Source organism: Mucilaginibacter sp. 320_HR, from assembly GCF_059691875.1.
On the sequence record NZ_JCAWAI010000001.1, the window covers coordinates 118,011 to 138,506 of the forward strand.

Here is a 20,496-nt window from a genome sequence, read left to right on the forward strand (position 1 = left end):
GATCGACTGGTTGATCCAGGGCATTCTGGTATAACAATCTAAAGCTATCAGGTTAAACAGAGCGCTCTAATTCACTTTTCTAAAATCATAAGGGTTGTACTCCACAAAGTCGGCCACCTTTACCCTAACACCTGTAACTTTGTTATCCTGAACAAAGAACGGAAATATCGCTTTACCGAAAGTTGGATCACTAAAAGTTACATAGAAGCGGTTGCCGCCGAGTGGCTGTAATTTGGCAAACATTTTTTGATGATGTTCAAAGCGCATTTCAAGTGTGTTGTTTTCACCTTGTATCACTTCCATATTGCCGTATAGCTCGTTGCTGTATTTGCCGGTGTATTTTTCCATGGAAAGCTGTGGTTTCCGCATCATAGCAACGGTATCACGCAGTTTACGGTTAGCTTCAAATCCCGCCGCTGTTTCTGCCTTACTTTGTGCCAGGTAAACTTCACTATAATTGCGGAAGCGCTGTTTAAAGTACGCATCCATTATTTCCCAGCGCAGCGCATCAAAAAAAGCATTCTTGTCGGTATTGGTTAGGATAACTATACCAAGCTTATCCTGCGGCACAACGGTAACGGATGTAACGTAGCCGTTTACGCCACCATCATGCATCACAAGCCGGTGATTGCTGTAGTCTTGTATCATCCAGCCCAATCCATAAAGCACATAGTTGGTCTCGCCGTTTAAGTGCCTGGTACTTCCCACTATATCCTGCGGTTGGCGGGTGGCCTGTATGGCTGCTGCAGGTATTACTTGCCTGTTGCCCACTTTGCCATCATTAAGCAGTGCCATTACCCACTTGCCCATATCAGCGGCAGACGAGCTGATAGATCCAGCAGGCGCCAGTCCATCGAGGTTGGCATAAGGAATAGCCATTAGCCGGCCGTCAACCAAAGTATGAGGAACGGTTTTGTTCAGCGCCTTTGGCATGTCTGCGCTTAAAGCAAGGGTGTTGGTCATACCCAGAGGAGCAAAGATGTTCTCTTTTAAGTAGGCCTCCCACTGTTTACCCGTTACCCTGGGGATGATCTCTCCGGCAGTTAAAAATGCTGAGTTGGTGTACCCCCAGGTAGTTCGGAAGGGGTAGGTAGCTTTCATTTGCCCCAACTTATCTATTACCTCGTGCCGGGTAAGGTTAGAATTGTAAAAAGTAAAGTCGCCCTGGAAGGTTCTAAATCCAAGCCGGTGAGAAAGCAGGTCCTTTATAATAGCCAGCTCCGCCGCAGGCTTGTTATCCAGCTTAAATTCAGGTATGTATTTGGTTACTTTATCATCTAAAGAAAGCTTTTTATCTGCCTGCAGCATGGCCAGGGCAGTGGCAGTGAAGGCTTTGGTATTGCTGCCTATCATGAACAGCGTGTTCTCGTCCACCTTGTTCATTATTCCCAGCTCTTTTGTGCCGTAGCCTTTCATGAATACAATTTTGCCATCTTTTACAATGCACACCGCAGCACCCGGAATGCGCCAGTTGGTGAGCGCGCGGTTAACATAATTATCAAGGCTGTCTTTGATGAATTTACTGCGGTCTATATTTTGTGCAGATGCGGCAAGTGTGAAGAAGCTCAATATCAGCAGGTATACTTTTCTCATTTTTGGCGACGGTGTTAACGGGTATATAGGTGCTAATTTAACGCAAAATTTACCAACTAGTTTTATCGCGAAAGAAGGATTAATTGCCCGGCGCGATTAACTTTGCCAAGCCGCAGATGGCTAATTATTTACCCATGAAAAAATATATCTCTAAATTCCACTATCTCACACAGGATCTTCCAAATCGCAACCACGTTGAGCAAGCCCGTATAGCCTGCGAAGCAGGAGCTAACTGGGTGCAATACCGTTGCATGTCTAAAACTGACGAAGAGCTCATTCCTGAAATAAACGAGATAGCAGCTATTTGCGACGACTGGGGTGCTACACTTATACTTACAAATCACTACCACTTACTGGATAAAGTTGATGCCCAAGGTGTACATATAGAAAACTTTGATGCTGATTTTGGAGCAATACGCCAAGCGATTGGGGACGACAAAACCCTTGGCGCTTCGGCTACCAATCCAGCTTTATTGCAGCGTGTACAGGATAGCAGCGTAGTAGATTATTGTGGTTATGGCCCTTTTGCGCATACCGATACCAAGCCTAACAACAAACCACTGCTGGGCTACAACGGCTACCGCGAGCTGGAAAAGCTGAACATTGACGTGCCGGTGATAGCAGTCGGTGGTGTACAGCTAAAAGATGTAGAGCCGCTACTGCAAACGGGTATTTACGGTATAGCAGTATCCGCGGCGGTGAATCTGTCGTTAGATCCGGCCGGTGCTGTAAAGGAGTTTTACAAAAAGATCTATTGATTTTTGGGATAAGCCGCGTATACATGCTCGTCCATAATCTTGCAGCGTTTGATTACGGAGCCCTTTAGGATGCCTTGTTTTTGATATCCTGCTTTTTCGAGTACCCGCATCGAAGCAGGGTTTTCACTAAACACAAATGCTTGTATGCATATCATATTTAACTGGTTGAAAGCATAGCTGGTGAGCAATTTTACGGCAGTGGTAGCAATGCCTTTACCCCAGTAAGTGCGGCCAAGCCAATAGCCGATCAGTGGTGTTCTGCAATGTACATCTTGCCTTAGGTCCAGCCCTATCATCCCGGCAAATTCACCCTCAATGTCTATGGCGTAAACAGTTTGAGGGTCCTCATTCATCTTTAGGTTAATGAAAAACTCGGCATCGGCGATGGTGTAAGGATAAGGGAATCTGTCATATAAAAAGGCAGACACACCCTCGTCGTCAGCATGCTTCTGAAGTGTTGCTGCATCATCTAACCGCAGGCGTCTTAATGCCACTTTGCCATCTTTGAGCTCCATATTGTAACAATAAGCTTATCCCGGTAAGATTATCTGCTAAACTGCTAAATTGCGGCGTATTTATGCTTGATTAAATGAAGAAACTTTTATTCCTGCCGCTTTTATTCTCCTGTGCTATTTCCGTAGCGCAAAACCTTGGTCCGCTTACTATAGAGAAGATAATGCGCGACCCTAAATGGATAGGCACCTCACCATCAAACATCCGCTGGAGCGACGACAGCCGCAAGGTATACTTTTCATGGAACCCCACCAATGCCGAACGCGACGACCTGTATGCGATAACCACAGGTAACTTAAAGCCACAGCTGGTTAGTGTAAACGAACACAAAAGCCTGCCGCCCGAAAATGGCCGCTGGAATAAAAATCACACTAAAAAGATATACGAGCAAAACGGAGATATCTTCCTGATCAGCGTCCCATCAGGCAAAACAATCCAGCTAACTTACACATCTGACAGGGAGAGCAATCCTGTTTTTACCGGTGACGAAAGCGCGGTGATCTACTCAAAAGACAACAACCTTTATAAGCTAAGTTTTGCCAAAGGCGAACTGGTGCAGCTGACCAATTTTGTAAAGGCAGCTTCGTCAAATGGTAAAAAGGGTGGAGATAACGCTCAGGAAAAGTGGCTTAAAAAGCAGCAGCTGGAACTGTTTGATATTATAAAGGTAGAAGAAAAGGACCGCAAGCTTGATTCTGCTGAACGGAAAGAATTGGCCGGGAGCAAGTTAAAAGAACTCGCCTTTGGCGACAAGCGCGTTGGTTCGGTACAGATAAGTCCGGATGAGCGGTATGTCACTTACCGGCTTGTACAACCTGCCGAAGGTGCCAAGAATGCCATTGTGCCCAACTATGTGACTGCATCAGGCTTTACCGAAGATATACCCAACCGTACAAAGGTAGGAGCGCCACAGTCCACATCGGTAAGCTACATTTTCGACCGGGAGCGTGATACCGTTTACGCCATCAGCACAAAAGAGATCCCAGGCATAAAGGACTTGCCTGACTACCTGAAAGATTACCCTAAACAACTGGAAGAACGTAAAAAAGCAAATGCCGACCGCAAAGTGGATATCAGCGCTGTGATCTGGAGCGATAACAGCAAGTATGCCGTTGTTATAGTGGAATCGCAGGATAATAAAGACCGCTGGATCATGAAGCTGGATGCTGCAACCGGTAAGCTAAGCCTGCTGGACCGCCAGCGGGACGAAGCATGGATAGGTGGCCCTGGTACGGGCGGGTTTTTTGCAGACGGTACATTAGGCTGGTTAGACAATACCCACTTTTATTACCAGAGCGAAGCCAGCGGCTACTCGCACCTGTATGTTGCAGATGTGGTAAGCGGCAACAAAAAACAGCTTACCTCCGGCAAGTGGGAAGTGCAAACACTGCGTTTATCAAACGACAAGAAAACATTCTACTTCACCGCCAATATAGAGCACCCTGGCGCTACAGCTTTTTATAAGATCCCGGCTGGCGGCGGTGCACCCGCAAAACTAACCACTATGAAGGGCGGCAACGAGATTGATCTTTCGCCTGACGAAAAGTGGCTGGCTATACGCTACTCCTACTCTAACAAACCCTGGGAGCTTTACCTGCAGCCAAACAAGCCCGGTGCAAAGGCGGTACAGGTAACCAATTCGGTAAGTGCGGAGTTCAAAAGCTACCCTTGGCGCGAACCGGAGGTGATCAGCTTTAAGAACCGTTACGGAAGCGATATTTATGCCCGGGTATATGCCCCTAAAAACCCCGACCCTGCAAAGCCCGCCGTGGTTTTTGTGCACGGGGCAGGCTACCTGCAAAACGCGCACTACTGGTGGAGCAGCTACTTCCGCGAGTATATGTTTAATAACATGCTGGTGGATAACGGCTATACGGTTATGGATATTGATTATACCGCCAGCTCTGGCTACGGGCGCGACATTCGTACCGGTATTTACCGGCACATGGGGGGCAGGGACCTTACCGACCAGGTGGACGGCGTAAAGTACCTGGTGGATAAATACGGCGTTAACCCTAAACACGTGGGACTGTACGGTGGCTCTTACGGCGGTTTTATCACGCTGATGGCGCTGTTTACCCAGCCGGATGTATTTGCATCCGGGGGTGCAATACGCTCTGTAACTGATTGGGCGCACTACAACCATGGTTATACGTCAAACATCCTTAACGAACCGTTTGAAGATGAGATTGCTTACAGGCAAAGCTCGCCTATCTATTTTGCAAACGGCTTAAAGGGCCGCCTGCTGATGCTGCATGGCATGGTAGACCAGAACGTAAACTACCAGGATATTATAAGACTGACACAAAAGTTGATTGAACTGCATAAAGAGAATTGGGAACTCGCATCGTACCCGGTAGAGGACCACGGCTTTGTGCAGCCCAGCAGCTGGACAGACGAGTACAAGCGCATATACAAACTGTTTGAAGAAACACTTAAGGGCAAGTAAGGCTATGGTAAGAACGGCAGGTTTACTGATAGTAATAGGCCTTGCTTTGTCGGCGTGCACAAAGCAACGCGCTGAGTCTAACATCGTGCACATCGCCTTAACTAATAATAAACAGTCTGTGCAATTTACCGGTCTAAGCAGCGAGGTAGTAAGTGAACTGGCGCATGACTCGTCCGCGCAGGTTTGGCAAAGCCTTGTACCGGTTTATAAAATGCCTGCCGATACAGATCTGAAGGCTTACCAGAACGCGCAGCCCGGCAAATATGTTGTTGCAGACAGTGTTGTAGTTTTTACGCCAGATACCCCTTTTGTAAAAGGACAGGCGTATTTTGTACGATGGTACAGGTATAATGCCGGCAAGCGCTCTTCGGATTACATTAGCGGTGCTAAACAGGTGGGCAAACAGCAGTTTACCGATTTGATTTTTAAGCAATAACATTTGCAATAAAAAATAATTTGTATATTTGTATCCGAATTTAAAAAGAGGGGGCGATTTGTCCCCTCTTTTATTTTATCGTTCAAAATAAACCGACCGGGAGTTTATGAATATCGAGAAAAGGGTAACCGAGCTGGTAGAGGAAAAGATAGCCGACAAACCCAACCTGTTTTTGGTGGATGTTAAAATGCATTCCAACGGCAAGCTGATGATTCTGGTTGATGGCGACAACGGCATTGGTATAGATGATTGTGTAGCCATAAGCAGGCACGTAGGGTTTCATCTGGAGGAAGAGAACGTGATAGAGACCGCCTACAACCTGGAGGTATCATCACCGGGCATTGATACTCCGCTTACGCTGGAGCGCCAATACACAAAGAACATTGGCCGTAACCTCGGTATTAAAATGGCAGACGGAACCAAGCGTGAAGGCATACTTAAAGCTGCCGGCAGCGGAACGATAACGATTGACGAAACTATAAAGCAAAAAGGGAAGAAAGCAGAAGTTGTTGAAAGCGTAATTCCCACAGAAAATATATCAGAAACAAAAGTTTTAATATCATTTAAGTAAGAAAATGAGCAATATTAATTTGATCGATTCCTTCCAGGAGTTTAAAGATTTTAAGAATATCGATCGCCCGACCATGATGAGTGTGCTTGAAGACGTTTTCAGGAGCATGATCAGGAAAAAATACGGTACTGATGAAAATTGCGACGTTATCGTAAATACCGATAATGGTGACCTTGAAATTTGGCGTACACGCACCGTTATGGAAGACGGTTTTAGCGAGGACGACGATCTGGAAATTGAACTTGCTGAAGCACATAAAATAGACCCTGACCTGGAAGTTGGCGACGACTACGTGGAGCAGATCACTTTAGAAAGCTTTGGCCGCCGTGCAATTTTAGCTGCACGCCAAACGCTGGTTTCTAAAATTCTGGAACTGGAAAAAGACGAAATATTTAAAAAGTATAAAGACCGCGTTGGCGAGATTGTTACCGGCGAGGTTTACCAGGTTTGGAAAAAAGAAACCCTGGTGCTTGACGATGAAGGCAACGAGCTTTTATTGCCAAAAACAGAGCAAATACCTGCCGACTACTTCAAAAAAGGAGACAGTGTACGTGCTGTGGTTAGCAAGGTAGACATGCTGAACGCTAATCCTAAGATCATTATCTCGCGTACAGCGCCTGAGTTTTTACAGCGTTTGTTCGAGATGGAGGTTCCGGAGATATTTGACGGTTTGATCACGATTAAAAAGATCGTACGCGAACCGGGCGAACGTGCGAAAGTTGCGGTAGAATCTTATGATGACCGTATCGATCCGGTGGGTGCTTGCGTAGGTATGAAAGGATCACGTATACATGGCATCGTTCGTGAGTTGAAGAACGAGAACATTGACGTTATCAACTTTACAAACAACATACAGTTATATATACAGCGTGCACTGTCTCCGGCCAAGATAACATCAATTAAGCTTGACGACGAGAAAAAGACCGCGGCAGTTTACTTAAAGCCCGACCAGGTATCATTAGCTATCGGTCGTGGTGGTCATAACATAAAATTGGCAGGTAAATTGACAGGTTATGAAATTGACGTTTACCGCGAGGCAGACGAGCATGATGAGGATGTGGATATTGAAGAATTCTCAGACGAGATTGATGGTTGGATAATTGACGAGTTCAAACGCATAGGGCTGGATACCGCTAAATCGGTTCTTTCCCTTTCTGTTGGCGAGCTTGTTAAGCGTACCGACCTTGAAGAAGAAACCGTTAAAGAAGTTTTATCAATTCTGCAGGCTGAGTTCGAATAAACAGAATAAGCAAAATTAAAATCGTATTTTTGCGATAATTAGCAGAGAAAATTTAATAAATGTCAGAAGACAAATCAATAAAGTTAATAAAAGCGGTAAAAGAACTCAACATTGGGATGGGTACTCTTGTCGACTTCCTGGCTACAAAAGGCTTCAAGGTGGACAAACATCCTATGGCCAAGCTGGACAGCGACATGTACACTACATTGCTGAAGGAGTTTGCTGCGGATAAAGTAATTAAAGAAGAAGCAAAGCAAATAAGTATTGGTAAGATACGGAAGGAAGAGCCGCTAACAGCGACTGATAAACCTGCCGAAGCACCACGCCGTTCCCGTGATTTCGAGAACGAGGAGATACTTATTAAAAACACCGGGCACTATTCGGCACCTGCTGCCGAAAAGCCAAAGCCTGCTGCTGAGCCTGTTGCTGCCCCTAAGGCGGCAGAGGAACGCACAGACGGTTTGCCTGGCGTAAAGGTGGTAGGTAAAATAGACCTCAACAACCTAAATGCTAAACCGGCGGTTGCTGCTGAAAAGCCTGCCGAGCCTGCTAAACCTGCCGCTGTAGAAGCGCCTAAAGCACCGGAACCGCCAAAGGCGGCCGAACCTGTTGCGGAAGCACCGAAAGCTGAAGTGCCTGCACCTGTGGCTGAAACGCCTGTTGCAGCACCTGCTGCTGTAGAAGCGCCAAAAGCACCGGAACCGCCAAAAGCGGCCGAGCCTGTTGCTGAAGCGCCAAAAGCGGAAGCACCTGCACCAGTGGCTGAAACGCCTGTTGCAGAAGCGCCAAACGCAGAAGCACCTGTAGAAGAGGAGAACGAAGTTATTCGCGCGAATGCTGAGCGCTTGTCGGGACCTAAGATCATAGGCAAGATACAACTGCCGGTTGAAACGCCTAAACGCGGTGGCCCTGTTGCCTCGTCGTCTGCTAACAATCCTAACAGTGCCGAAAATAAACGTAAGCGCAAGCGTAAAGAGGGTGGAAACGCTCCTCAACCACCGCCAAGCGGAACGATCAATCCTAATCGTCCGGATTTCAGGAACCGTCCGCCACAGCAAGGTGGCCCGGGTGGTGGAAACCGTCCCGATTTCAGGAACAACCGTAATGCTCCGCAAAGCACAGGTCCTAAAGAAGAACCAACAGAAAAAGATATACAAGACCAGATCAAGGCTACACTTGCACGCTTAAGCGGTGCAGGTAAGTCTGGCAAGTTTGCGCAGCGTGCAAAGTTCCGTCGTCAAAAACGTGATGATGTTGCTGCAAGTGCCGAAGAACTGGCAATGGAGCAGGATGCTCAGTCAAGGGTATTGAAGGTTACGGAGTTTGTTACGGCAAATGAACTGGCTATAATGATGGATGTATCTGTAACGCAGATCATCTCTACCTGTATGAGCCTGGGTATGTTCGTATCCATCAACCAGCGCCTTGACGCCGAAACCCTGAGCATTGTTGCGGATGAGTTTGGCTACCAGGTAGAGTTTGTAAAACCACAGGACGAAGAGGCCAACCTTGACATGCCGGATGATCCGGACCAGCTGATACCGCGTGCACCTATCGTAACCATTATGGGTCACGTCGATCACGGTAAAACATCCCTGTTGGACTTTATACGCAAAACCAACGTAATTGGCGGCGAAGCGGGTGGTATAACCCAGCACATTGGTGCTTATGAGGTTACCCTGCCTGGCGACAAAGGAAAAATCACCTTCCTGGATACACCTGGTCACGAGGCGTTTACCGCTATGCGTGCAAGGGGTGCACAGGTAACGGATATTGTTATTATAGTAATAGCTGCAGACGATAGCGTGATGCCGCAAACCCGCGAGGCCATAAACCACGCGCAGGCTGCCGGTGCGCCAATCATCTTCGCTTTCAACAAAATTGATAAACCGGGCGCTAACGCCGATAAGGTACGTGAGCAGTTATCTGCCATGAACATATTGGTAGAAGAATGGGGCGGTAAATACCAGACCCAGGAAATATCTGCCAAGACCGGCTTAAATGTTGATCTGCTGTTAGAAAAAGTATTGCTGGAAGCCGAGTTACTTGAGCTTAAAGCTAACCCTAACAAACGTGCGGTAGGTACCGTGATTGAAGCGGCGCTTGACAAAGGCCGTGGTATTGTTACCACCATATTGGTACAGGCAGGCCGTTTAAGAGTGGGCGACCCGATACTTGCAGGCTGTTACAGCGGGCGTGTTAAGGCGTTGACCAACGAACGTGGCCAGCGTGTAGAATCTGCAGGACCGTCTACACCGGTACAGGTGTTGGGTATGCAGGGTGCACCAACCGCGGGTGATAAGTTTAACGCGCTGGAAAGCGAGGTTGAAGCACGTGAGATTGCCAACAAGCGCCTGCAGTTGCAACGCGAGCAAGGTTTGCGTACACAGAAACACATTACGCTTGATGAGATTGGCCGCCGACTGGCAGTTGGTAACTTTAAGGAGCTTAACATTATTGTTAAGGGTGACGTGGATGGTTCTATCGAAGCGTTATCAGACTCGTTACTGAAACTTTCTACCGAGCAGATACAGGTTAATATTATCTCTAAAGCAGTTGGTCAGATCTCCGAATCAGACGTATTGCTGGCTTCTGCTTCAGACGCTATCATCATTGGTTTCCAGGTACGCCCTTCAGGCAGTGCCCGTAAGCTAGCCGAGGCTGAGCAGATCGACATCAGGCTATACTCTATCATTTACGACGCGATCAACGAGATCAAGGCAGCGATGGAAGGTATGCTTGCACCAACCTTTGAAGAGAAGATTGTTGCAAACGTGGAGATCCGCGAAACCTTCAAGATCAGCAAGGTTGGTACAATTGCCGGCTGTATGGTACTGGATGGTAAGATCACCCGTAACAGTAAGATCCGCATTGTTCGTGATGGTGTTGTAGTACATACCGGTGAACTGGCTTCACTTAAACGTTATAAAGACGATGTTAAAGAGGTTAACCAGGGTTACGAGTGCGGTTTGAACATAGCTAACTACAACAACATAGAGGTAGGTGACATTGTGGAAGCCTACGAAAATGTAGAAGTAAAAAGGAAACTTGCTTAAGCAGTTTTATTTAAATAAGATTAAAGGGACGGTTTTTACTGTCCCTTTTTGGTTTTAATATGCACTACGTTTTCACATGAAGCCTTTACTAACCATAAGGGCTATTTATTTTTAATCTTATCGTTTTGGACCGGTGAATAATCTGTTTTAAGCAAGCCATTTACCATCAGTTTTTCAAAGTAACATTTAATGCCGGTAGCGATATTCATGTCCTCGGTGTTCTGAATGTGAAAATGTAAGTGCGGTTCAGACGAGTTACCGGTGTTGCCACACAGCCCTAACTGATCACCCTGCTTAATCTGCTGCCCTTGTTTAACTACGATGCTATGCTGCTTAAAATGCGCAAAGAACAGGTGTTCGCTATTCGCAGTCTTAATAATTACAGTGTTACCAGGCACATATATAGGGTTTGAAACGCCTGGTTTATTATCCTTAATGCCATCAACCACTAATACTACCTCACCGTTGCAGGGTGCATATAAGGGTTTTCCAAATCCGTAATAGTCCTCGTTAGTCTTTCCATTGGTGCGGTAAGATTTACCTTTATCATCCGTTATCACCATATCGAAGGCGTTCTTTTGTGCCACACTTTCCACGTGATAGTTCAATGCTTCAGTGTCGCCACCCCAAATTACCGTCCATTCATCTTTAAAAGGCAGCATCAGTTTGGTGGTATTCCGTTCCGGCTTGGGCAAACTTTCGTCTGTGTAGGCTTTTACAAACAACCCGTTTATTTTTCCTTCGCTGTCAACAGAAATGTTTACCGTTAACAATGCTCTTTCAAAGTTAGTTTTGTAACCTGCATAACTGCCATTGCCGTAAGCGATAAATTCGCGTTTGGTAATCTTACCAGACGAAGCTTTAAGCTGCCCTAAAAACTCATTTGTTTTATCAATAGGTAACGCATTTTGCATACCAACCGCAAAAAGATTGTAAACACCGGTAAAGTCGTCGTTGTTATAACTCTTTTCAAAATTTTCGGCCGCTGCTTTGCTGGCAGTAGTCTCGGTTTGTGCGTTAACAGTTTTCACTGTACATATTAGTAAAAAAAGACAAATTAATATTCTCATACATTCCCAAAGGTTGTGGTAAGATAATCGAGTACTTAAACGAGGTCAACAGGTACATCTCTTTTTAGGATGGCTCTCCAACGTTTCATATGGCTGAAATTTACCTGTAATAATTTGTATTACCTGCAAATTAAAGTGAAAGTAGCTTGTAAAATTAGTGTAGTTTTTAAAGGTAGCTGCGGGCGTTTTGTTTGAAAAACTATCTGATTGGTGTTATTTCGCGCTTTTTTCAAAGTTTCTGAAGCAAGTGAAAAAGGTGTTCAAATTGTATCGGCACAAAAAAAGCTGAACACTTTTGAACACTCGTCCCTAAAAACCCTTCTTCCGGATAACACCAACACGACGGGGCTTTGGCGCGATTTTGCCGGCGTCTTCTTCGTCCACATGGTACCGCCGCGCCATTTTAGCAATGCGTTCTTCCATGGTCTCGGTAGTAAGCTTTTCGCGTCCAAGGCTGTCTACCATTATAGGGAAGGCAAAGGGTGTGGGGCGTTCAATCACCTTTAAAACAATGCTTTGTTTTTGTATACGCTGCAAGGCGGCCCTTAGACGAAACTCTTCAAGCTGAAACGCCAGCGCTTCGTTGTAAGCCTGCCGCACCAGCAGATTGTCCGGTTCGTACTCATTAAATACCTCAAATAATAACGAGGTGGAGGCCTGTAAATGCTTGTTCTTGATCTGCTGACCGGGGTAGCCGGTAAATACCAGCCCACCAATATGCGCAATATCCCTAAAGCGCCGGCGGGCCATTTCATTAGCATTCAAGCTGTTCTGGATGTCTTCTATCAGGTTATTAATGGAGAAAAAGTCAGCATCTTCCAATGCTTCTTCAATGGGGATATCTTCGTCGGTAAGCAGTTCAAAGCCATAATCATTCATGGCGATAGAAAAGCTGGCAGGCCTTATGCGCGATATGCGGTAAGCCAGCAAGCTGGCCATGCCCTCGTGTACCAAACGGCCCTCGAAAGGGTAAAATAGCAGGTGGTGGCCCTCTTTGGATTTAAACGATTCTATTAAAAACTCGTGGCTTTGCGGCAGGTGCGATAATTGGCTTTGCAGATCGAACAAGGGTTTAAGCGCCTTAACTTCTATATCCTGTTCTATGCCGTGTGCCACCTCGTCCAGTTTATCGCGGAACACCGCCGAAAGCTGAGATGACAGCGGCATACGCCCGCCTGCCCAGCTAGGAATAAGCCCCTTGGTCGCCTTAGACTTTTTAACATAGGCGGTCATGTCCTTCACCTTAATAAACTCTAGGCTGCGCCCCGCGAACCAGAAAGTGTTTCCGGGTTTTAGTTTAGAAATGAAGCCTTCCTCCAAGGTGCCCAGGCTCCCGCCGCTGAGCCATTTTACCCTTATGCTTAGCTCGCTGGTAATGGTACCAATGCTCAGGCGATGACGCATGGCCACCCGACGGCTGTTCACTTTAAACAGGCCGTTTTCCACTTCCACCTTCAGGAACTCGTCGTACTGGGCAAGGGTCTTGCCACCGCTCACAATAAAGTCCAAAAGTTTGTTGTATTCATCACGGCGCATGTCTGCAAACGCAAAGGTGCTTTTCAGTTCGGCAAACAGTTCATCAGCCCTAAAGCCATCAGAAACTGCCAGCGTTACCATATACTGTATCAGCACGTCAAAGGTAAGCAGCATTGGATCCCGGCTCTCGAACACGCCTTTCTTTATGGCATCTTTTAACGCGGCTCCCTCCAGCAACTCAAGTGAGTGGGTAGGTATAAAGTACGCCTTTGATATTGCCCCCGGGTGGTGGCCGCTACGGCCGGCGCGCTGCATAAAACGTGCTACACCTTTAGGGCTGCCTACCTGTACCACGGTATCCACTGGCCGGAAATCCACCCCGAGATCGAGACTGGAGGTACATACTACCACCTTTAAGGCTTCGGCATGCAGTGCCTGCTCTACCCAGTTGCGCAGTTCGTTATCCAGGGAACCATGGTGCATAGCCATAATGCCTGCGTATTCAGGGTAGTTATCAATTATGGCGTGGTACCATATCTCACTCTGTGAGCGGGTATTAGTAAATATCAGCGTGGTTTTGCTTTTAGCAACTATCTCCATCACCTGCGGCAGCAGCTTAACACCTATATGCCCGGCCCAGGAATAGTTCTCTATGTTCTCCGGGATAACGGATTCTATCACCAGCCGCTTTTCAATGTTTGCCCTTACCATCCTAATCTGGTCCGGTGGGAAATCGTTCCCGAGCAGTACCTCAGCTGCCTGCTCCAGGTTGCCAATGGTTGCAGATATACCCCAGATTTTGAGTCGGCGGCTTAAAGATCCCAGTTTGCGGTTTGCAGTTTGCGCTGAACTCAATTCGGTTGATTGCACACTGCTTATTGCAAATTGCTGGTCGCCTGCTGCCAACTTCTTCAGTCGACTCAATCCAAGTTCTACCTGTACGCCGCGTTTGGTGCCAAGCAGTTCGTGCCACTCGTCGCAAACCAGCACCTGCAAACCCTGGAAAACTTTTGCATATTCTTTTTGGGCAAGCATCAGGTGCAGGCTTTCGGGAGTGGTTAGCAGCACTTCTGGTAGTTTTCTTTTCAACGCAGCCTTATCCGCGGCAGATGTGTCGCCGGTACGGGTAAGTATCCGCCAGGGCATACCCAATTCGTCGCATACTTCCTGCATCGCTTTGCGGATGTCGTTAGTGAGCGCACGCAGAGGTGTAATCCATAGCATCAGCAAACCATTGTTGTTCTTGGTTTGATAAGTGTTGGGGTGCTTGTTGATGAAATCGGCAAGAAATGGCAAAAACAGCGCAAATGTTTTACCACTGCCTGTAGGGGCATTTAGCAGACCGGAGTAGCCGGAGAGGTAGGCTTCCTCCATCTCGCGCTGGAACGGAAACTGTTTCCATTGCTTCTGTTTATACCATTGCTGAATGACCTGCTGCCCTTTTGAATTCATCGTGCTAACAAAACCCCTTTTCTGAAGTTATATATCAACCGTAAAATACTCAAAATGTTATAATATGAAAATCTGCGGATATATACTGGTGTTTACAGCTCTTTTTTTCACAACTGCCTGCAAGCAAAAAAGCGGAAAGCAGATGGCCGATGTGCCCGACACCACCGAGGTCAGGGCAATACCGGCTGAACAGTTAATAGCACCCGGCATCAGCATTGGGCATATCAAGCTTAATAACAGCCTTGATTCGGCAGCCAGTACACTTGGCCGGCCGGATAGTAGCGATGCTGCTATGGGTAGTGCCCTTTATACCTGGTATGCAGACCATGATACTACCAAATACAAAACTAGCATATTTGCCCACCGCAACATGGGGGGTAAGGATGAAGCCGTACAGCGGATTAAAAAGATACTGGTGACCTCGCCATGGTTTAAAACTTCAGAGTACATCAGCACAGGAAATACGCTGGCCGACATTAAAAAGTACTATACCCTTAAACAGGGAAACAACCATAAAGCGCAGGGGCAAACTATACAAACTTACACCGATATAGATAAAGGAATTTCTTTCGAGATCAATCCCTCCGGTAAGTGCGTGGGCATACTGGTGTATCAGCCAAACTCGTCTGCCGACGCGTCTATAAATATGCACTAGCAAACTACTTCGATACAATATTAAACAAGAACGCCCGGTTGTGCCGGGCGTTCTTGTTTAAGTTACTTTTTTTCAGGCATTAATATCAGTTTGATAAGGTTACTGCTGTTGAGGTATTTTAAAGCAGTTGCCTTAGTGCTTGCCGGTGTTACCTGGTCCAGGTGGCTTACATGGCTCAGGATATCGTCGGGGTTTTGTCCATTTTGCGCTGCTGCGCCCAGGTACCCTGCCCAAAAAATGTTGTCCTTAAGCTGCACCTGGGTAGAGCGCGCTTCTTCAGCTACAAACTTTTGGATATCGGCAGGCTGTGCTCCGTTAAGCTTCAGTTTGCTTATCTCGTCCATTGTTGCAGCAATAAGTTTATCAACATTGGCGCTGCCGCAGGTAAAGTATATAGTAACGGTGTACCTTGCGGATGGTAGCTTGTTGTAAGCAAAACGCACGCCTGGCGCGTAAACGCTGCTTTCCTGTTCCCGCAAGCGCTCGGTTAGCTTAATATTGAGCACCTCTTCAAGGGCATCCATCTGCAGGTTGTTTGGTTCGCTATAGTCGTATTTGCCGCTAAACACCAGCTGAACGGTAGCTTTATCGTCTATACCTTTATAAACCGTTTTGGTGATCTGTCCTTCTGTTGGGTGAATATTCAAATCGCGGAATGTTTCTTTTTTGTTAGATGATGGAAGCGCGCCTAAATAAGCCTCTATGTAAGGTTTTAGCACTTCCGGGTCAAAGTTACCCACGAAGGTAAAAGTAAAGCCGCTAGCATCGCTAAAGCGATCCTTATAGAAGTTGTACGCCTTGTCCAGCGTTGCTGCGTTCAGGTTGGCAGTAGTGGTCACCATGGAGCGGAAGTTGTTATTGCTGAGTGCAGCCGCAACTGTATCCTGAAATACGCTACCGGGATCTACCCCACGGGTAGCCAGTATAGAACGTGTTTGGTTGATGTTACCCTTCCAGATGTCGGCATCTTTGCGCGGCTGAGTGAAATACAGGTAAATAAGCTGCATTGCTGTCTCGAAATCTGCAGGAGATGTGTTGGCATTTATACCCTGCGTAATATCGCTGATGTACGGGTTTACGCTAACGTTTTTACCAGCAAGCATTTTATCCAGCATGCCCTGGTTAAAATCGGCTATGCCGCTGCTGCCTATTATTGGCGCTGCCAGGTTAGCTGATGTAAAGTCCTGATCGCTTGCCAGGGAGGTTCCGCCAAAGCTGTAGCCGTTTATCAGTACCTGGTTGTTCTTAAAGTCAGTTGGTTTAAGTATTACCTTCACGCCATTTTGCAGCACGTAAGTAGTGGTACCTATAGCTTCGTCTTTAACTTCGCTTACTACTTTAGATCCTTCCGGCTTTTTATCCATTAACGGACGGGTGGTAACATTATCTACGTAAGCCGTAACGTTTGCACCTGCGGAGCCAATCCAGCCTAAAATTGTTTTATCAGACGGTAGTTTATCTTTATCAGCTTCCGGACCTTCAACTATAATCACCCGATTTTGGTCACTGATGAATTTACCTGCTAGGCCGTTCATTTCGGCAGTGCTGATGCGGTTGATGTTCTCTGCGATGAAAGTATATTCAAACGCTATACCCGGGATAGCTTCGCCGTTCAGGAAATTTTGGCTGTACTCGCGTATAAAGCTGGTAGAATTTGTTTTGTCGCGCTCGTTGTATGCGTTTTGTATTTGTACCAGCATGGCTTGCTTGGCACGTTCAAGTTCGGTAAGCGTAAAGCCAAACTTACGGGCGCGCTCTGTTTCGCCAACTAATACTTTGACAGCATGCTCCAGGCCACCCGGCTTTGATACCACGGTAGACGAAAACGCATCCTGGTTGCCTATAGTAGCCGCGTAATTTGCACGCGCGTACAGAAACGGCGGCTCGGGCTTTTGTTGCAACTCGTTTAGGCGCTCATTAATCATGTAGTTAAACAGGTTCACGCGCAGGCTTTGCATGTAGTTTGCCTGGGTACGAATGGTTGTTTTGGGGTGTTTAACAATTATCTGGGCCAGCGTGTATGGGAACTCTTTATCGGTAGCAATTTTCACTACCGTGCCGGGTGTTGGCGGTACGGTGTACACCACCCTTGGCTTTTCACCTGCCGGATTTGCCAGCGACGAAAATTTGTTTTTGATGTATTGCTCAACAGTTTTTACATCGAAGTCGCCAACGGCAATTACCGCTTGCAGGTCTGGCCGGTACCAATCCTTGTAAAAGCTTTTGATGGTTTCGCTATTGAACGTTTTAATAATGTCTTCTTTACCGATAGGCAGGCGGGTAGCGTAGCGCGAGTTGTTCGCAATTACAGGCAACGTTTGCTGGCTTAGCCGTTCTTGCGCGTTCTTGCCGCGAAGGCGTGCTTCTTCAAGCACAACACCGCGTTCTTTATCAATTTCAGATGGGTCAAAGCTGATCTGCCCTGCCCAGTTGGCCAAAATGTTAAACCCTTGTTGGAAAACCTCTGCGCTGTCTGTAGGGAGCGGCAGCTGGTAAACTGTTTCGTCAAAAGATGTATACGCGTTAAGGTCGGCGCCAAAGCGTACGCCCGATTTTTGCAGATAGTTTACCAGATTGTTCTTTGGATAGTCGCGCGTGCCGTTAAAGGCCATGTGCTCTACAAAGTGTGCAAGGCCCTTTTGAGCGTCAGTCTCCAGTACCGATCCTGCTTTTACCACGAGGTAAAGTTCGGCGCGGTTCTTAGGCTGCTCGTTGTGGCGGATGTAATAGGTTAAGCCGTTAGGCAGTTTGCCAATAAGCACGGATGGGTCCACCGGTAGTATGTTGCCGCGTACCTGGTCTGCCACGGGTACGGGTTTTTGTTTAGGGGATGGTGTAGGCTTTCTTTTAACTTGTGCAAAGCTGCCGCCGGCAATTAGCAGCGCCATTGCGGTTAAAGAAAGTTTTCTGTTAAAGTTCATAAATTAATTAAGAATGAGAGTGCTAAGATGCAAAACGAAAAATGGCTTTACAAATTGTTTTACCTCATTAAAGCCGGTACTATCAAAATAGGGCCATATTAATTTTCGTTAACTTTTGCTATGTTTTCCTTTTATTTGCAAAGAGGGATTCCCCTGGTACAACCGTTATAAATGTCTGCAAGCGAAAATAATCTAATTTCTGTTGAAGAGCAGTTCAGGCTGATGGCTGACGCCGCGCCTATGCTGATGTGGTTGGCCGGAACAGATAAGCTTTGCTACTTTTTTAACAAAGGTTGGCTTACGTTTACCGGCCGTACAATGCAACAGGAATATGGCAGCGGATGGACTGCAGGCATACACCCCAACGATCTACCGCAATGGCTGGAAAGTTATACAGCGTCGTTTGATACCCGTAAGGAATTCAAGATTAAATACCGGTTACGCAGGCATGATGGCCAATACCGTTGGATGCTGGACAAAGGCTCGCCAAGGTACACTGCTGATGGTGCGTTTGCAGGGTATATAGGCTCTTGTACCGACATTGACGAAGTAGCCGGTTCGCAGTCATCTACAGACAATATCAATCTAGCCGAAAGTTCATCGTCCGTAGCAACATTAGGTGATAAGCTCGCAATCTCAAACGAGGAGCTGGCGGCAAGTAACGAGGAACTGGCATCAATGAACGAAGACTTGAATGCCGCCAATGAACAGTTACAACTATCCAGGGAAGAACTTAGGGTTATTAACGCGAGCCTGGAAGGAAAAGTAGTGGCACGCACAGCAGAGCTGATAGCGGCCCAGTTGGAAGCGCTTAACCAGCGAGACCGTTTAAAGCGCTTCTTTTTACAGGCACCGGCGGGTATCTGCATCATGACAGGACCAGACCTGGTTTTTGAGCTGGTGAACACGTTTTACCAGCAACTTTTCCCGGGCAGGGAGCTACTGGGTAAACCGGTACTAGAGGCCGTGCCCGAAATAAAGGACCAGCCCATATGGGACATTTTGCAAGGGGTTTATCATACCGGGACAACCTTTGAGGGCAACGAACTGCTGATACCAATGGCCCGCACCGATGATGGCCCTGTTGAGGAACGGTATTTTAATTTCATATACCAGCCACAGCGAGATCTGCGCGATAATGTGAACGGCATACTGGTTTTTGTTATAGAAGTAACGGATACCGTATTAACCAAACGGGCAATACAGCGCAGTGCCGAGCAGTTTCAAATGCAACTGGATGTGATGCCGCAGATCGCGTGGACCAACAAGCCCGACGGAGAAGTTGATTTTTACAATCAGCAATGGTACAATTACACCGGCCTCGATTTTGAACAAACTAAAGCATGGGGATGGCGAGAGGTTATTCACCCGGATGACCTGCAATACAACCTGGACATGTATGGTAAGATACTAAGCGGGAATACAGGTGGCGAGTTTGAGATAAGGGAAAAGCGGGTAGATGGCGTTTATCGCTGGCACCTGGTGCGCATGCTGCCCCTGAAAAATGAGCATGGTGAAGTAATAAAGTGGATGGGGACCGCTACCGATATTCAGGACCTGAAAATGCTGCAGGCGCAAAAGGATGATTTTATAAGCATTGCCAGCCACGAGCTTAAAACGCCGGTAACCAGCCTGCGTGCCTCGCTGCAGTTGCTCAATAGGATGAAGGATAACCCTGTTCCTAATATTTTTCCGAAGCTTATAGACCAGGCTAACCGCAGTGTTGAGAAGATTGTTGAACTGATTGATGACCTGCTGGATGCCGGCCGGCTAAACGAAAGCCAGCTAACCATCAACAAAAAACGTTTCAGAATAGCCGAGTTGATGGATAACTGCTGCATGTATATCCGCACCAGTGGTAAGTACGAGCTGATTTTTCAGGGGGATAAAGATCTGGAGGTATATGGCGATGAACACCGGATAGACCAGGTGCTTAGCAATTTCATTAACAACGCCGTTAAGTATGCACCTGACTCAAAAGAGATATATCTTATTGCCGAAAAGCATGGCGACCAGATAAAAATTGCTGTTAAGGATAACGGGCCCGGCATAGCACCAGACAAAATACCGCACCTGTTCAGCAAATATTACCGCGCGGAGTACACCGGCTCCCAATTTTCCGGGCTTGGATTGGGTTTATACATCAGTTCGGAAATCATCAAAAGACATGGCGGCCAAATTGGGGTAGACAGCCAGCTGGGGCATGGCAGCACTTTTTGGATTTTATTACCTGCAGCTTAACTGCCAACACATTGCATTAGCGCGTGTAAACATTTATCTTGCCTTTCCGTTACCTAGAAATTCAC

General features: G+C 46.9%; 13 protein-coding genes. 8 read left to right on the forward strand and 5 right to left on the reverse strand.

Annotated features, from left to right (window positions below; translation table 11 throughout):
• Positions 1 to 66 precede the first annotated feature (66 nt).
• Positions 67 to 1,593, reverse strand: a complete 1,527-nt coding sequence (locus AC59GT_RS00490; RefSeq protein WP_497235814.1) for a serine hydrolase — start codon at positions 1,591 to 1,593, stop codon at positions 67 to 69.
• A 134-nt stretch (positions 1,594 to 1,727) separates the two neighbouring features.
• Here AC59GT_RS00490 and AC59GT_RS00495 point away from each other — a divergent pair, with 134 nt between their 5' ends.
• On the forward strand, positions 1,728 to 2,351 hold the full coding sequence (locus tag AC59GT_RS00495) for a thiamine phosphate synthase (RefSeq protein ID WP_497235815.1): 624 nt from the start codon (positions 1,728 to 1,730) through the stop codon (positions 2,349 to 2,351).
• On the opposite strand, the gene AC59GT_RS00500 is transcribed toward AC59GT_RS00495, so the two are convergent.
• Positions 2,345 to 2,866 carry a GNAT family N-acetyltransferase gene (locus AC59GT_RS00500; protein WP_497235816.1) on the reverse strand — a complete coding sequence of 174 codons (522 nt, stop codon included), beginning with the start codon at positions 2,864 to 2,866 and terminating at the stop codon, positions 2,345 to 2,347. The two genes, AC59GT_RS00495 and AC59GT_RS00500, sit on opposite strands and share 7 nt — an antisense overlap.
• 74 nt (positions 2,867 to 2,940) lie before the next feature.
• Between AC59GT_RS00500 and AC59GT_RS00505 the strand changes: the two genes are divergently transcribed.
• From AC59GT_RS00505 to infB, 5 genes are all read left to right on the forward strand, one after another.
• Positions 2,941 to 5,313 carry a S9 family peptidase gene (locus AC59GT_RS00505; protein ID WP_497235817.1) on the forward strand — a complete coding sequence of 791 codons (2,373 nt, stop codon included), beginning with the start codon at positions 2,941 to 2,943 and terminating at the stop codon, positions 5,311 to 5,313.
• Entirely contained in the window at positions 5,288 to 5,749 is a 462-nt protein-coding gene (locus tag AC59GT_RS00510; RefSeq protein WP_497235818.1) for a hypothetical protein, read from the forward strand. The genes AC59GT_RS00505 and AC59GT_RS00510 overlap by 26 nt, the downstream gene beginning before the upstream one ends.
• A gap of 106 nt (positions 5,750 to 5,855) precedes the next feature.
• Positions 5,856 to 6,320 carry a ribosome assembly cofactor RimP gene (rimP, locus tag AC59GT_RS00515; RefSeq protein WP_497235819.1) on the forward strand — a complete coding sequence of 155 codons (465 nt, stop codon included), beginning with the start codon at positions 5,856 to 5,858 and terminating at the stop codon, positions 6,318 to 6,320.
• Positions 6,321 to 6,324: 4 nt separating this feature from the next.
• Positions 6,325 to 7,560 carry a transcription termination factor NusA gene (gene nusA / locus AC59GT_RS00520; protein ID WP_117384740.1) on the forward strand — a complete coding sequence of 412 codons (1,236 nt, stop codon included), beginning with the start codon at positions 6,325 to 6,327 and terminating at the stop codon, positions 7,558 to 7,560.
• Between the two features lie 59 nt (positions 7,561 to 7,619).
• The gene (gene infB / locus AC59GT_RS00525; protein ID WP_497235820.1) at positions 7,620 to 10,616 is read left to right on the forward strand and encodes a translation initiation factor IF-2; all 2,997 of its coding nucleotides are present in this window, start codon (positions 7,620 to 7,622) and stop codon (positions 10,614 to 10,616) included.
• Positions 10,617 to 10,717: 101 nt separating this feature from the next.
• Here the strand turns inward: infB and AC59GT_RS00530 are convergent, their stop codons facing one another.
• Together AC59GT_RS00530 and AC59GT_RS00535 are read right to left on the reverse strand one after the other, a co-directional pair.
• Positions 10,718 to 11,647 carry a peptidoglycan DD-metalloendopeptidase family protein gene (locus AC59GT_RS00530; protein WP_497235821.1) on the reverse strand — a complete coding sequence of 310 codons (930 nt, stop codon included), beginning with the start codon at positions 11,645 to 11,647 and terminating at the stop codon, positions 10,718 to 10,720.
• A 348-nt stretch (positions 11,648 to 11,995) separates the two neighbouring features.
• Positions 11,996 to 14,614 carry a ligase-associated DNA damage response DEXH box helicase gene (locus AC59GT_RS00535; RefSeq protein ID WP_497235822.1) on the reverse strand — a complete coding sequence of 873 codons (2,619 nt, stop codon included), beginning with the start codon at positions 14,612 to 14,614 and terminating at the stop codon, positions 11,996 to 11,998.
• A 64-nt stretch (positions 14,615 to 14,678) separates the two neighbouring features.
• Here AC59GT_RS00535 and AC59GT_RS00540 point away from each other — a divergent pair, with 64 nt between their 5' ends.
• Positions 14,679 to 15,269: a hypothetical protein gene (locus tag AC59GT_RS00540; protein WP_497235823.1), complete on the forward strand. Its 591-nt coding sequence runs from the start codon at positions 14,679 to 14,681 to the stop codon at positions 15,267 to 15,269.
• A gap of 62 nt (positions 15,270 to 15,331) precedes the next feature.
• On the opposite strand, the gene AC59GT_RS00545 is transcribed toward AC59GT_RS00540, so the two are convergent.
• A complete protein-coding gene (locus AC59GT_RS00545; protein WP_497235824.1) occupies positions 15,332 to 18,190 on the reverse strand; it encodes a M16 family metallopeptidase in 2,859 nt (952 codons plus the stop codon).
• A 171-nt stretch (positions 18,191 to 18,361) separates the two neighbouring features.
• On the opposite strand from AC59GT_RS00545, the gene AC59GT_RS00550 reads away from it, so the two are divergent.
• On the forward strand, positions 18,362 to 20,431 hold the full coding sequence (locus AC59GT_RS00550) for a PAS domain-containing sensor histidine kinase (RefSeq protein ID WP_497235825.1): 2,070 nt from the start codon (positions 18,362 to 18,364) through the stop codon (positions 20,429 to 20,431).
• Positions 20,432 to 20,496: the final 65 nt, after the last annotated feature.

Coding starts and splice junctions, on each gene's coding strand:
- AC59GT_RS00490 (WP_497235814.1), bottom strand. CDS start 1,593: ATGAGAAAAGTATACCTGCTGATATTGAGCTTCTTCACACTTGCCGCA.
- AC59GT_RS00495 (WP_497235815.1), top strand. CDS start 1,728: ATGAAAAAATATATCTCTAAATTCCACTATCTCACACAGGATCTTCCA.
- AC59GT_RS00500 (WP_497235816.1), bottom strand. CDS start 2,866: ATGGAGCTCAAAGATGGCAAAGTGGCATTAAGACGCCTGCGGTTAGAT.
- AC59GT_RS00505 (WP_497235817.1), top strand. CDS start 2,941: ATGAAGAAACTTTTATTCCTGCCGCTTTTATTCTCCTGTGCTATTTCC.
- rimP (WP_497235819.1), top strand. CDS start 5,856: ATGAATATCGAGAAAAGGGTAACCGAGCTGGTAGAGGAAAAGATAGCC.
- nusA (WP_117384740.1), top strand. CDS start 6,325: ATGAGCAATATTAATTTGATCGATTCCTTCCAGGAGTTTAAAGATTTT.
- infB (WP_497235820.1), top strand. CDS start 7,620: ATGTCAGAAGACAAATCAATAAAGTTAATAAAAGCGGTAAAAGAACTC.
- AC59GT_RS00535 (WP_497235822.1), bottom strand. CDS start 14,614: ATGAATTCAAAAGGGCAGCAGGTCATTCAGCAATGGTATAAACAGAAG.
- AC59GT_RS00540 (WP_497235823.1), top strand. CDS start 14,679: ATGAAAATCTGCGGATATATACTGGTGTTTACAGCTCTTTTTTTCACA.
- AC59GT_RS00545 (WP_497235824.1), bottom strand. CDS start 18,190: ATGAACTTTAACAGAAAACTTTCTTTAACCGCAATGGCGCTGCTAATT.
- AC59GT_RS00550 (WP_497235825.1), top strand. CDS start 18,362: ATGTCTGCAAGCGAAAATAATCTAATTTCTGTTGAAGAGCAGTTCAGG.